The following is a 12,993-nucleotide window of genomic DNA, read 5'->3' as shown; positions in this document are numbered from 1 at the left end:
ACTCTGCGTCAATGGCATCGTTGTCATCGACAAGTGCGGAAAATTCCGGAATTCCATGCAGAAGCTCCTCCACTATCTCGGCAGCCAGCGCGGGGAGTTCCCTGCGCAGGACGCGCGTCCACTCGCCTCGGGGGCGGGACCAGATGCGGTTCAGAAGTTCGCACATCGTTTTCCTCGTTCGTGCCGGGGTGAGGCTTGCCCGGGGAAGAGCGGCAAGCCCGCCGAGGTTGCCCCCCGCGTCAACATCGTTGCATGACACGGGAGTTGCGGCCCTCGTACTCCCTCCTGGAGAGGTCCGGCCGCCTATCGTCCCGGGACTTTGCCTTCTTTTTGCTGTCCGGGACGCGTAGGTGGCGGGCGGCGCGGTGGCCTGTTGCAACCTCCGCTGGAGGGGAATCTTCCGGTGTTGTTCGATGCGCCGGAGACGGGCTGCGAGAAATTATCACGTTTCGATAAATCCTGTGGAGCTGATGTGACGCTCCACGATGCTGCTGCACTCCGGCCCCAAGTTCCCTCGGCCGGCGCGGAGTTTCACAGCGCGGCCGGGCAGAGACGACAACGACCCCCGGGTTCCGAGCGCCAGGTGGAGTGCTCGGTACCCAGGCGCACAGGAGACCTGGATGCCCTTGCCCCAGCCGCACACGCCTCGCCCGCACAGGGCCCGCCGTAAAAGCCGACACGCGGCATCGGCTCCGGCAGCGGGACGGAGGGCCGCCCGGCGGCCCTCCCTTTTGCCGACCCCCGGACGGATGAGTCCGGGCGCGCTCTGCGCCGTCGGCGCGGCCATCGTCTCCATCACCGTGGCCGCCCGCGCGGGCGCCTTCACCCAGTTCTGGGACTTCCTCGACTTCGGGGCAGGCGTGCTCTCGCTCGTCTCGCTCACCTCCACCGTGCTGTGGGGGCTGATCTCCACCGACCGACTGCTGCTGAAATCGGGGCACCGGCTGCTGGCCCAGGGCGTGCACCGCGGCCTGGCCGTGTCCGGGCTCGGCTTCCTGGCCCTGCACATCTGGGTCAAGATCGCGGGGCAGCGGACGACCGCCTCGGCGGCGGCGGTGCCCTTCACCGACATCGGACAGCCCGTGCTGATCGGTCTCGGCAGCCTGGCCGGATACCTCTTCGTCGCGGTCGCCGTCTCCGGCGCGGTGCGCAGCGCGTTCGCCACCAAGGGCCGCTCCCTATGGTGGCGCGCCCTGCACTTCGCCGCCTATCCGGCCTGGGGTGCCTCGCTGGTGCACGGGCTGAAGGCGGGCCGCGCCGCCGACCTCTATGTAACGGTGTCGTACGCGCTGTGCCTGCTCGGCGTCGCCGGCATGTTGGCCTTCCGGATCAGGTCCAGGACGAGTGAGTCACCGACCAGGCCCCCCGGAACGGCGAGTACGCAGCAACTGCCCGTCGTGGCCGCGGTCCCCCGGCAGCGACGGGAGTCGCGCGCCCGGGCGTCGGGCGCGCGGGAGAAGTTCACCGGGCCGGCCGCGCCGCCCACGGACGACCAACCCGCTCTGACGGCCGTGTACGCGGCCGACCCGGCCGGCTCCTCCATGGACGCCGGCTTGGGCATGGGCACCGCTGGCATGGACGGGGACCAGTTCGCCACCCGCGAGTGGCGGCTGTGAGCGGCTTCACGCGCCCCAGCCTCGGCTGCGTGGGCGCCCCCAGACTGCTGGCCGGGCTCGATCAGGCCCCCCGGCTCGACCGCGTCGCCCATCTGACCACGCACGGCCAGCTACCGCGCTACCGGCCGGACGAGCTCGTCGACCTCGCCGAGAACATCGACTTGCGGGGACGCGGCGGGGCCGGGTTCCCCTTCGCCCGGAAACTGCGTGCTGTCATGCGCGCGGCCGAGGGCCGCGACACGGGAACCGCGGTGGTCGTCAACGCCAGTGAGGGCGAACCGAGTTGCCTCAAGGACAAGGCTCTGCTGCTGCACGTCCCGCACCTGGTGCTGGACGGGGCCCTGCTGGCCGCCGCCGCGGTCGGCGCCGAGGACGTCGTCATCGGCGTCACCCGGCCGGACGTGGAGCAGTCGCTCCGCGCGGCCGTGGCGGAACGCGGTCCCGCCGGCCGTCAGGTGCGGGTACAGGCGCTGCCCGAACGCTTCGTGACGGGTGAGAGCACCTCCATGGTCAACGGCCTGAACGGGGGGCCGACGCTGCCTTCGGGGCAGAAGATCCGGACCAGCGAGCGGGGCCTGGGCGGCATGCCCACCCTGTTCTCGAACACCGAGACCTACGCCCAGCTCGCCGTGGCGGCACGGATCGGCGCGCTGGACTTCCGGGCGGTCGGCCTGCCCTCCGAGCCCGGCACCGTGATGCTGACCATCGCCGGCCGCACGGTCGTCGAGGCGCCGCTGGGGACCCCGCTGGCGTACGTCCTGGAGCTGTGCGGGCTGGATCCCGGCCAGGGTGTCCTGGTGGGCGGGTACCACGGCAAGTGGCTGGACCCGGGGTCCGCCCGTATCGCCGACCTGTCCCGCGGTTCCCTCGCGGCCTTCGACGCGGTGCTGGGGGCGGGGGCGGTACTGCCCCTGCCGGAGGACACCTGCCCGGCGGGCGAGGTGGCACGGGTGACCCGCTGGATGGCGAACGAGACGGCCGGGCAGTGCGGCCCCTGCTTCCGGGGGCTGCCCGCGCTGGCCGACGTGATGGAGGACGCGGTGAGGGGCGGGGGCAGAACCGCGCTGGAAACGATCGAGGCCCGGATGAAGGTGGTGCGGCGCCGTGGTGCGTGCAGCCATCCCGACGGCACCGCGGCGTTCGTCGCCTCGGCGCTCGCGGCGTTCCCGGACGAGTTCCGCGACCACGCCCTCGGCAGCGGCTGCGGCCGGCGAGTGGTGGGGGCGCTGCCCCTTCCCGAGGACGAGACCCCGGAGGAACGGCTGGTGGTGGACTGGACCCTGTGCAGGGGACACGGACTGTGCGTGGACATCCTCCCCGACGTCGTACGGCTCGACGCGGACGGCTACCCGTCCCAGGCGTCCATGCCGGTACCGGCGCAGTTGCGGCAGAAGGCCCAGCGCGCGGTGCGGCGCTGCCCCGCGCTGGCGCTGCGCATCCAGGACTGAACCAACTGCACCGGGTTCAATGTTGGCGCGATCTGACAAATTCCCAGGGAGATTGACATTCTCCGACAGCGGCCCCGTAGAAATTACCCAGGGCACGAGAACGCGAATCCTGACCTGAAGGAGAGATCGTGAAGAAGATGCGTCGTGGAGTATTCGCCGGGTCGGCCGTCGCGGTATTGATGCTGACCGCCGCTTGTGGCAGCGGCGAGAATTCCGCGGGAAAGCAGGATTCGGTCCAGCCGGTCGGCGACAGCAAACAGGCGGGCTCCGGTTATGACGGATACGGTGGCGGCTCGGGCGCCGTACCGGCCGCCGACACGGTCAAGAACGGCCCGGCCGGAGAGCTCAAGGTGGAGGCCAACGCGCAACTGGGGTCGACCGTCACCGACAGTGCGGGCTTCACGCTCTACCGGTTCGACAAGGACACTCCCAAGCCCCCGAAGTCCAACTGTGAGGGGGACTGCGCTGCGGTCTGGCCGGCGGTCTCCGCGGATGACGCCTCGGCGGGCGAGGGCATGGACAAGAGCCTGCTCGGATCGGTCGAACGGGCCGACGGGACCAAGCAGCTGACCCTGGCGGGCTGGCCGGTGTACCGCTACGCCAAGGACACGAAGCCGGGCGACACGCTCGGCGAAGGCGTCGGCGGGACCTGGCACGTGCTGGCGCCCGACGGCAAGCCGGCCAAGGCGGGCGGCGGGTCCGGCGCCGACCCGAGCGCGGGCGGCGGAGCGGGCGCGCCCGCGGGTGAGGCCGGCGGCCAGAACGAGGCGCAGGCCGATCCGGTCGGGGTCAACCGGAACACGAAGCTCGGTGCCATCCTCACGGACGCGGAGGGCCGCACCCTGTACCGGTTCGACAAGGACAGCGCCTGGCCGATGAAGACCAACTGCCTCGGCGCCTGCCTGAACACGTGGAAGCCCGCCAAGGCCGTCGACAAGGAATTGGTGAAGGGAATTCCCGCGGAATTGGTGGGAACGTTCAAGCGGCCTGACGGCACCGAACAGCTGACGATCGACTGCTGGCCGGTGTACACCTTCACCGGGGACAAGGAAGCCGGCGACATCAACGGACAGGGCAAGCAGGGCGTCTGGTTCGCGGTCTCCGACAAGGGCAAGAAGGTGACGGCCACCGGATGAGGCCGTGAAGCCCGCCCCCAAAGGACTTTCCGCGCCGCACAGCACCGAACAGCACGACACCCCCTGAACGCGTGGTGCCCGGGCCCCTCCCCTCCCGGGCGCCACGACCCCTTTTCCCGATCAGTCCGTGAGGTCCGCATGCCGACCACCGACCGCCCCGCTCCCCGGATCCGCCCGTCCGCCGCCGTCGCCGCGGTGTGCGTCACCGTTCTGCTGTCCGGAGGGTGCGCGGGGCACGCGGGCGTGCCCGCCTCCGCGGAGGCGGGCACGCCCGGCACCTCGATCGAGGAGATCGCGAGGGCCATCGGGTGCACCGCCGAAGTCAGCGTGGAGGCGGAAGAGTTGCGGCAGGGGGGCTGTGAGACCGGGCAGGGCGCCTACCGCATGGCCACCTTCGCCGCCCGGGACGGTGCGCGCGCGTGGCTGGACGAGGCCCGGGCGTACGGCGGGATCTACCTGGTGGGCGACCGGTGGGTCGTCACCACCCAGTCCGCGGACGCCCTGAACGCGCTCCGCGAACGGCTCGGCGGCTCCGTCGAGACGGGCACCGCGCACCACACGCCGGCCTCCGGGAGCACGGGGCCCTCCGCGCCCGACGCGGCCCCGGAGGGGAGCGCGGCCCCCTCCGCAGGCATGCCCTCCGGGGCCGCACACACTGGCCCCTCCGAACACACTGGCCCCTCCGAGCACTCGGGCCACTCGACTCCCGCCGCGGGCGGTTGAGTCGGGTCCGCGCGGAGGCGGCGTGTCGGCCAGTGTCCTGATGTGGGCTCATTCGCGAGGAGCACAAGGACCTCCCCTCCGGGGATGATTCGGCCGGGGTACCGGGTGCAACAAGGTGGACTCGTACGCGACTTCACCGAAAGGAACGGCTCCGTGCGCCTGAAACGCCTCGCACCGCTGCTCGCCGCCGCCGGTCTCATCGCCACCGGTGTGCCCCTGCTGACCGCACCGCAGGCCGCCGCGGCTCCCGCGGCCGACCATCTGCGGCAGAAGCCCGCATGGCAGCGGTGCAGCCCCGACCGGCCTGCCTCGTACGAGTGCGCCACGCTGAAGGTCCCGCTCGACTACCGGCGTCCCGACGGCCGCACGATCGACATCGCGATATCCAGGATGAAGAGCGAGAACCCCGCCAAGCGGCACGGCGTCCTGCTGCTGAACCCCGGTGGCCCCGGTGGTGAGGGGCTCGACCTGCCGCTGCTGATGAGCTCGGCGATGCCCCAGGAGGTGCGGGACACCTACGACCTGATCGGTTTCGACCCACGCGGGGTCGGCGCCAGCAGCCCCATCACCTGCGGGCTGAACGACGCCGAGCAGCCCTTCGACCGCGCCTACCGTCCGGAGACCTTCCCCTCCGACGTGGCATGGGCCCGCACCGTCGCCGACAAGTGCCGCGAGAAGGCCGGCGCCGTGCTGCCGCACATCACCACCCGCAACACGGCCCGCGACATGGACACCATCCGCGCGGTGCTCGGCGAGGGCCGGATCTCGTACCTGGGCTACTCGTACGGGACTTACCTCGGCGCGGTGTACTCGCAGATGTACCCGGAGCGCACCGACCGCTTCGTGCTCGACAGCGGGGTGGACCCGCAGCGCATCTGGCGCGGGATGATCCAGGTGTGGGCCACCGAGGCCGAACCCGCGTTCGCGCGGTGGACGCAGTGGGCGGCGGAACGGTCCGAGCAGTTCGGGCTGGGCGACGACCCGAAGGCGGTCTCCGCCACCTTCTGGGGGCTGGTGGAGCGCGCCGACCGGGAGCCCATCGACTTCGAGGGCTCGAAGGTCACCGGCGACATGATCCGGTCCGCGCGCGGGGTGTTCTTCTACCCGGCGCAGGCCACACCGCTGGTCGCGGCCCTGAAGGCCGCCTCCGAGGGCAGGGCGCCGGCGGCGGGCACGGACACCCGGGAACTGAAGCTGCGGCTCCTCGGCCGGACGGCCGAGGAGCCGGCCTCGGACAACAGCACGGCCGTCTTCTGGGCCGTGGTCTGCGGGGACACCGGCACCTGGCCCCGGTACACCGAGCAGTACGAGCGGGACGCGGCGAAGGACAAGGCGAGGTACCCGCTGTACGGGGACTTCGCGTCCAACATCAAGCCGTGTGCCTTCTGGGACCGGCCGGTGGAGTCGGCCACCCCGATGCGCAAGCGGGCGAACGTGCTGACGGTGCAGAACGAGTGGGACTCGCAGACCCCGCTCACCAGCGGCGAGGGCCTGCACAGGGCGCTCAAGGGCTCGCGGATGGTGCTGGCCAAGGGCGGTGAGGGCCACGGCGTGTACCTCTTCGACGCCGCGTCATGCGCCAACGCCCCGGTCCATGCCTACCTGGCCACGGGGAGGCTGCCCGCCCAGGACGTGACCTGCGAGAACCCGGCGGAAGCCGCCGCCGAGCGCCGCGGAACCGCTCCGGCGAAGCCGCTGCCTCTCCCCCGGCTGCCCGGGCGGTTCTGACCCGGCCCCGAGGTTCAGCTCGTAAGGGACGCCTCCGCGGCAGCCTTGATGCGGCGGCCGAAGTCGGGGGCGTCCTTGCGGGCCGCGCCCGCCGCGATGCCGACCAGGAGCTTGCCGAGGCCGTGGCCCTCCAGCGTGTTGAAGATCCGGACCCGGGTGCGCCCGCCGGGCAGGGACGCGAGGTCGTAGCCGCCCTCCGCGGTGATCAGGTTGCGGCTCTGCTCCGTCCAGCGGATCAGATACGGCGGGTCGAAACCGGTGATGCGGAACTCACGGGCCGTCTTCATCCCGGCATCCTTGACCGTGCTGCGGAAGACGGTGCCGAGCGCGGTGGGGCCGTCGGGGGTCTTGGTGATCTGCTGCACGCGCGGACTGAAGTCGGGGTCGTTGCGTCCGTCGGCGAGGTAGGTGAAGACCTGCTCGACCGGCCGGTCGATCTCTATGCTCGCCTCGAACTGTCCGGACATGTCCGCTCCTCGGTGCGACTACCCGTGCCATGCTCCCAGACCCGCGGGCGGCGCGCGCGCCGAGTGCCCCGATGCCCCGGCCCCGCGGTGTGCGCACCGCCGCGGTTCAGCCCAGGAGGGCGTGGACCGTGGAGGCGGTGGCGGCCGGCTCGTCGGCGCCCTCCGGGGTCAGGGTGATGTCGGCGAAGGCCATGCGCTTGCCGAGCTTGGTGACCCGCACGTGGATCAGCACGTCGGCGTCGATCACCGGGCGCTGAAAGCTCGTCGACTGCTGGACGGTGGTCATCGGGCCGTATCCGCCGCGTGCGGCGCAGATCGCGAGGACGGTGGCGGTGTCGGCTGCGGCCATCATGGCCTGCCCGCAGAGGGCGCCGCCGTCCCGCGCGAGGGCGGCGGACCAGGGCAGCCGCAGGACGGCGTGCCGCTCGCCGGTCTCCTGGACGGTCAGCCCGAGGGCCAGCACCCAGGGCGCGAAGTTGTCGGTGAGGATCTTGTCTGCGTCTGCGGGAGAGAACGTCACCGGGAGATTGTGGCGGCCCGGCCGGACCGCCACAATCCCCTTTCGGTCAGAGCTTCGCGGCCAGTTCGGTTCCCTGGCGGATGGCCCGCTTGGCGTCGAGCTCGGCCGCCACGTCGGCGCCCCCGATCAGGTGGGCCTCGACGCCGGCCGCGCGCAGGGCCTCGTACAGGTCGCGCCGCGGCTCCTGGCCGGTGCACAGGACGACCGTGTCGGCGGGTACGAGGCGCTGCTCGCCGCCGACGGTGATGTGCAGGCCCTCGTCGTCGATGCGGTCGTAGGAGGCACCTGCGACGGAGACGACCCCGCGGTGCTTGAGCTCGGCGCGGTGGATCCAGCCGGTGGTGGTGCCGAGGCCGGCGCCGACCTTGGTGGCCTTGCGCTGGAGCAGGTGGACCTGGCGCGGCGGGGCGGGGCGCTCGGGGGCCGTGAGCCCGCCGGGTCCGGTGTACGCGGTGTCGACGCCCCAGTGGCGGAAGTAGACGTCCGGGTCCTGGGAGGCTCCCTCGCCGCTGTCGGTGAGGTACTCGGCGACGTCGAAGCCGATGCCGCCGGCTCCGACGACGGCGACGCGCTCGCCGACGGGGGCGCCGTCGCGCAGCACGTCGAGGTAGCTGACGACGTTGGCGTGGTCCACGCCCTCGATGTCGGGGGTACGGGGGGTGACGCCGGTGGCGACGACGACCTCGTCGTAGCCCTGGAGGGTCTCGACGTCGGCGCGGGTCTCCAGCCGGACGTCGATGTCGTGGGCGTCGAGCCGGTTGGCGAAGTAGCGGATGGTCTCCTCGAACTCCTCCTTGCCCGGGATGCGGCGGGCGATGTCGAGCTGGCCGCCGATGTGGGCGGAGGACTCGAAAAGGGTGACGGCGTGGCCGCGTTCGGCGGCGGAGACGGCGCAGGCGAGGCCGGCCGGGCCGGCGCCGACGACGGCGACGCGCTTCTTCAGCTGCGTGGGCGACAGCACGAGCTCGGTCTCGTGGCAGGCTCGCGGGTTGACGAGGCAGGTGGTGATCTTGCCGCTGAAGGTGTGGTCCAGACAGGCCTGGTTGCAGCCGATGCAGGTGTTGATCGCCTCGGGGCGGCCGGCCTCGGCCTTGGCGACGAAGTCTGCGTCGGCCAGGAAGGGGCGGGCGAGGGAGACGAGGTCGGCGCGGCCGTCGGCGAGGATCTCCTCCGCCTTCTCGGGGGTGTTGATGCGATTGCTGGTCACGAGCGGGACGGAGACCGCGCCCATCAGCCGCTTCGTGACCCAGGTGTAGGCGCCGCGGGGCACGGAGGTAGCGATGGTGGGGATGCGCGCCTCGTGCCAGCCGATCCCGGTGTTGATGATGGTGGCGCCCGCCGCCTCGATCTCCTTGGCCAGGTGGACCACCTCGTCGAGGGTGGAGCCGCCCGGGATCAGGTCGAGCATGGAGAGGCGGTAGACCAGGATGAAGTCCTCGCCGACCGCCTCGCGGGTACGGCGGACGATCTCCAGCGGGAAGCGGACCCGGTTCTCGTAGGACCCGCCCCAGCGGTCGGTGCGCCGGTTGGTGGCGGCGGCGATGAACTCGTTGATCAGGTAGCCCTCGGATCCCATGATCTCGACGCCGTCGTAGCCGGCGAGCCGGGCGAGGCGCGCGGCGCGGACGAAGTCGTCCACCGTCTGCTCGACCTCGGCGTCGGAGAGCTCGTTCGGGACGAAGGGGCTGATGGGGGCCTGGACGGCGCTGGGCGCGACCAGGTCCTTGTGGTAGGCGTACCGGCCGAAGTGGAGAATCTGCATCGCGATTTTCCCGCCCTCGGCGTGCACGGCGTCGGTGATCACGCGGTGCTCGGCGGCCTCCTCCTCGGTGGTGAGGCGGGATCCGCCCTCGAAGGGGCGTCCGGCGTCGTTCGGTGCGATGCCGCCGGTGACGATGAGGCCGGCGCCGCCGCGGGCGCGCTCGGCGTAGAAGGCGGCGAGGCGCTCGAAGCCGCCCTCGTGCTCTTCGAGGCCGGTGTGCATCGACCCCATGATCACGCGGTTGGGCAGGGTGGTGAAGCCGAGGTCCAGGGGGCTCAGCAGGTGCGGGTACCGGCTCTGGGAACTCTGCGGATTCATCGGGGTGGCCTCCTCGCGCGGGGTGATGAACCTGTTCTAGCGAGGGCGCGCACGTTTTGCAACTAGGTGCATAAACAGGCGCGGGCCGTCGGGCCCGGCTTTCCCGGACCGTCGGGCCCGGGACGCACGCGTCTGTGGCGGACCTCACGCCGCCGGGCGCCCTGCTGCGCACCGCACCGGCAGCCGGTCAGGCGCGGCGGAGGCGGAGCGTCAGGATCTGGAAGGGGCGCAGGCTCAGGGTGACCGTGCCGTCCGGCGCCGGGGGCGAGACGGCCGTGCCCGCGAGGGGCCGTTCCAGCAGGTCGCTCTCGACCGCCTCCGCAATCGGGAAGCCCGCCGTCAGGGTGGCCGTGGCACGGCCGCCGCGGGATTCGTAGAGGCGGACGATCACGTCGCCGCCGCGGTCCTCGGCGAGTTTGACCGCCTCGACCACCACCGCGTCCTCGTCGACCGCCAGCAGCGGGGCGACCGGTCCGGCGCCGTGCACGGTGCGCTCGGGCAGGTTCAGCGCGTGGCCCTCGCGGACCGCGTCCCCGATCCCCGCGCCGGGCGCGAGGGAGAACCGCAGGGTGTGGGCACCCTGGTCGGTCTCCGGGTCCGGATAGCGCGGGGCGCGCAGGAGGGAGAGCCGTACGGTGGTGGTCTGGCCGCCATCGGCCCGTACGTCCCGGGTCACGTCGTGCCCGTAGGTGGAGTCGTTGAGCAGGGCGACCCCCCAGCCGGGCTCCTCCGCATGGATCCAGCGGTGGGCGCAGATCTCGAACTTGGCCGCCTCCCAGGAGGTGTTGGTGTGCGTGGCCCGGTACACGTGCCCGAACTGGGTCTCGGACGCGGTCCGGTCGGCCTTCACGTCCAGGGGGAAGGCCGCCTTCAGGAACGCCTCCGTCTCGTGCCAGTCGACGTCCGTGACGATGTCGACCGTCTTGGCGCCGGCCCGCAGGGTGATCCGCTGGACCACTCGGGACCGCCCGAAGGAGCGGGTCACCCGCACGGTCGCCGACCGCGGTCCGCTCTCGGCGACGTCCAGGCCGTCCAGCCCGACGAGGTCGGTGACATTGTTGCGGTAGAAGGCGTCGACGTCCCAGGCGTCCCACATGTTGGGGAAGTCGGGGTGGATCTGGAGCAGGTTCGCGGCAGCCCCCGGGGCGACGGTCTCGCGACGCGCCTCCAGGTCGTAGACGGAGACGATCAGGCCCCGGCCGTCCATCTCCACCAGCAGCCGGCCGTTGGCCAGGACGTGCCCGCCGCCGTGCCGCTCCTCCACGGTGACCGGTTCCGGCGGCTGCGGCGCCGGGTGGGCCGCCCCGCCCGCCGGAACACCGCGGCGGGCGTAGGGGGCGCAGTTGAAGACCAGTTCCTCGGCGCCCTCCCCCGCCAGCGCCCGCTGCGCGCCGAGGGTGATCCCCCGGAGCTCCTCGGCCACCCGAACGTACGTCTCGCGGGCCTCGCGGTGCACCCAGGCGATGGAGGAGCCCGGCAGGATGTCGTGGAACTGGTGGAGCAGCACCGTCTTCCAGATCCGCTCCAGGTCCTCGTACGGGTAGGCGTACCCGGCCACTCGTACGGCGGCGGTCGCCGCCCACAGCTCGGCCTCGCGCAGCAGGGATTCGCTGCGCCGGTTGCCCTGCTTGGTCTTGGCCTGGGAGGTGTAGGTGCCGCGGTGCAGCTCCAGGTAGAGCTCGCCGGCCCAGACGGGTGCGTCCGCGTACTCGGCGCGGGCCTTCTCGAAGAAGACGTCCGGCCGTTCGATCTCGATGCGCGGGGAGCCTTCCAGGTCGCGCTGGCGCCGGGCGCGGGCGAGGTGCTCGCGGGTGGGGCCGCCGCCGCCGTCGCCCCAGCCGAAGGGTGCCAGGGAGCGTGAACCCCGGCCCTTCTCACGGTAGTTGCGGGCGGCGTGGGCCATCTGGGCGCCGCCGAGATCGGAGTTGTAGGTGTCGACGGGCGGGAAGTGCGTGAAGACGCGGCTGCCGTCGATTCCCTCCCACCAGAAGGTGTGGTGGGGGAACCGGTTCACCTGCGACCAGCAGATCTTCTGGGTCAGGAACCACCGGGAGCCGGAGAGCTTGACGATCTGCGGCAGGGCGGCGGTGTAGCCGAAGGAGTCCGGCAACCAGACGTTGTGCGTGTCGATGCCGAACTCGTCGAGGAAGAACTTCTTGCCGTAGAGGAACTGGCGGGCCATCGCCTCGCCGCCGACCATGTTGGTGTCGGACTCCACCCACATGCCGCCGACCGGCACGAACTGCCCGTCCGCGACCTTCTTCTTGACCCGCTCGAACAGCTCGGGCCGGTGGGTCTTGATCCAGTCGAGCTGCTGCGCCTGCGACATCGCGAAGACGAAACCGGGGTGTTCGTCCATGAGGTTGACCATGTTGGACGTGGTGCGGGCGACCTTGCGGACCGTCTCGCGCAGCGGCCACAGCCACGCGGAGTCGATGTGCGCATGGCCGACCGCGCTGATGCGGTGCGCGGAGGCGTGGGCGGGGGCGGCGAGGACTCCGGCCAGGCGGGCGCGGGCGGCGGCCGCGGTGCCGGGCACGTCGGTCAGGTCGACCGCGTCCAGGGCGTCTCCGAGAGCGTGCAGGATCGTGTGGCGGCGGGTGTCGTCGACGGACAGCTGCATCATCAACTCGTAGAGCACGTCCAGGTCCTGGACCAGTTCCCAGACCTCGGTCTCGAAGAGGGTGAGGTCCATCCGGGTGAGGCGGTAGAGGGGCCGGTCGTCACTGGTGCGCGCGTCCCCCTCGTAGGAGGGTCGGTGCTCGACGAGGACGGGGTTGGAGGCGGCCTCGACGTACCATTCGATCCGCTCGCCGCCCTCGGCGCGGTCAGCCACGCGCACCCAGTCGTTGTACGGGTTAAGGGCCTTGATCTCGCCGCCGTCGGCCCGGTGGACCAGGCCCTCGCACTGGAAGCCGGGCATCATCCGGTCGAAGCCGAGGTCGAGGACGGCCTCCACGGTTCGGCCCGCCCAGCCGACGGGGACGGTTCCGGTGACCTTGAACCAGGTGGTGCCCCAGGCCGGGCCCCACGCGTCGCCGGGCGCGCAGGGCTGGTAGGGCGCCGCCAGGCCCTCGGCGACGGGGACGGGCTCGCCCGGGGCGTCCCAGCGCTCGACGGTCAGCGGGAGCGAGCTGGAGTGGACGGCGGGCTTGATGCGCTCGTGGAGCACCCGGCGGAGGCGGTGTTCGGTGATGCCGCGGTCGTCATGCATGGCAGCTGCTCCCGGAGGTGGTGGTCGGTCGGTACGGGGGCCCGCAGTCGGTGCGTCGGGC

9 protein-coding genes are annotated in these 12,993 nt (G+C 71.8%); 5 read left to right on the top strand and 4 right to left on the bottom strand.

Annotation, left to right across the window (positions count from 1 at the left end):
- The first annotated feature begins 749 nt into the window (after positions 1 to 749).
- The 5 genes from R4Z63_RS28345 (at position 750) to R4Z63_RS28325 (ending at position 6,651) form a co-directional block, all read left to right on the top strand.
- Complete coding sequence (locus tag R4Z63_RS28345) at positions 750 to 1,616, top strand: hypothetical protein (protein ID WP_384445305.1); 867 nt, start codon at positions 750 to 752, stop codon at positions 1,614 to 1,616.
- A gap of 29 nt (positions 1,617 to 1,645) precedes the next feature.
- Positions 1,646 to 3,064, top strand: coding sequence for an NADH-quinone oxidoreductase subunit NuoF family protein (locus R4Z63_RS28340; RefSeq protein WP_236647459.1), 1,419 nt, complete (start codon positions 1,646 to 1,648; stop codon positions 3,062 to 3,064).
- Positions 3,065 to 3,201: 137 nt separating this feature from the next.
- On the top strand, positions 3,202 to 4,200 hold the full coding sequence (locus R4Z63_RS28335) for an SCO0930 family lipoprotein (RefSeq protein ID WP_384445374.1): 999 nt from the start codon (positions 3,202 to 3,204) through the stop codon (positions 4,198 to 4,200).
- A 138-nt stretch (positions 4,201 to 4,338) separates the two neighbouring features.
- Positions 4,339 to 4,923 (top strand): hypothetical protein, encoded by a 585-nt coding sequence (locus tag R4Z63_RS28330; RefSeq protein ID WP_384681066.1) that lies wholly within the window; start codon positions 4,339 to 4,341, stop codon positions 4,921 to 4,923.
- Between the two features lie 153 nt (positions 4,924 to 5,076).
- Positions 5,077 to 6,651, top strand: coding sequence for an alpha/beta fold hydrolase (locus tag R4Z63_RS28325; protein ID WP_384445310.1), 1,575 nt, complete (start codon positions 5,077 to 5,079; stop codon positions 6,649 to 6,651).
- 14 nt (positions 6,652 to 6,665) lie between these two features.
- Here R4Z63_RS28325 and R4Z63_RS28320 read toward each other — a convergent pair whose 3' ends face one another.
- The 4 genes from R4Z63_RS28320 to R4Z63_RS28305 all read right to left on the bottom strand — a co-directional run bounded on the left by R4Z63_RS28320 (position 6,666) and on the right by R4Z63_RS28305 (position 12,932).
- Positions 6,666 to 7,118 (bottom strand): SRPBCC family protein, encoded by a 453-nt coding sequence (locus tag R4Z63_RS28320; RefSeq protein ID WP_037916349.1) that lies wholly within the window; start codon positions 7,116 to 7,118, stop codon positions 6,666 to 6,668.
- 106 nt (positions 7,119 to 7,224) lie between these two features.
- Entirely contained in the window at positions 7,225 to 7,638 is a 414-nt protein-coding gene (locus tag R4Z63_RS28315; protein ID WP_384445312.1) for a PaaI family thioesterase, read from the bottom strand.
- Positions 7,639 to 7,684: 46 nt separating this feature from the next.
- Positions 7,685 to 9,718: an oxidoreductase gene (locus tag R4Z63_RS28310; RefSeq protein WP_384445314.1), complete on the bottom strand. Its 2,034-nt coding sequence runs from the start codon at positions 9,716 to 9,718 to the stop codon at positions 7,685 to 7,687.
- A 187-nt stretch (positions 9,719 to 9,905) separates the two neighbouring features.
- Positions 9,906 to 12,932, bottom strand: a complete 3,027-nt coding sequence (locus R4Z63_RS28305) for an alpha-mannosidase (protein ID WP_384445316.1) — start codon at positions 12,930 to 12,932, stop codon at positions 9,906 to 9,908.
- Positions 12,933 to 12,993: the final 61 nt, after the last annotated feature.

This window comes from Streptomyces sp. PL-29, assembly GCF_058344425.1.
Note: the sequence above shows the minus strand (reverse complement) of the source record. Positions and strands in the feature narration are given on the sequence as shown.

Coding starts and splice junctions, on each gene's coding strand:
- R4Z63_RS28305 (WP_384445316.1), bottom strand. CDS start 12,932: ATGCATGACGACCGCGGCATCACCGAACACCGCCTCCGCCGGGTGCTC.
- R4Z63_RS28320 (WP_037916349.1), bottom strand. CDS start 7,118: ATGTCCGGACAGTTCGAGGCGAGCATAGAGATCGACCGGCCGGTCGAG.
- R4Z63_RS28310 (WP_384445314.1), bottom strand. CDS start 9,718: ATGAATCCGCAGAGTTCCCAGAGCCGGTACCCGCACCTGCTGAGCCCC.
- R4Z63_RS28330 (WP_384681066.1), top strand. CDS start 4,339: ATGCCGACCACCGACCGCCCCGCTCCCCGGATCCGCCCGTCCGCCGCC.
- R4Z63_RS28335 (WP_384445374.1), top strand. CDS start 3,202: ATGCGTCGTGGAGTATTCGCCGGGTCGGCCGTCGCGGTATTGATGCTG.
- R4Z63_RS28345 (WP_384445305.1), top strand. CDS start 750: ATGAGTCCGGGCGCGCTCTGCGCCGTCGGCGCGGCCATCGTCTCCATC.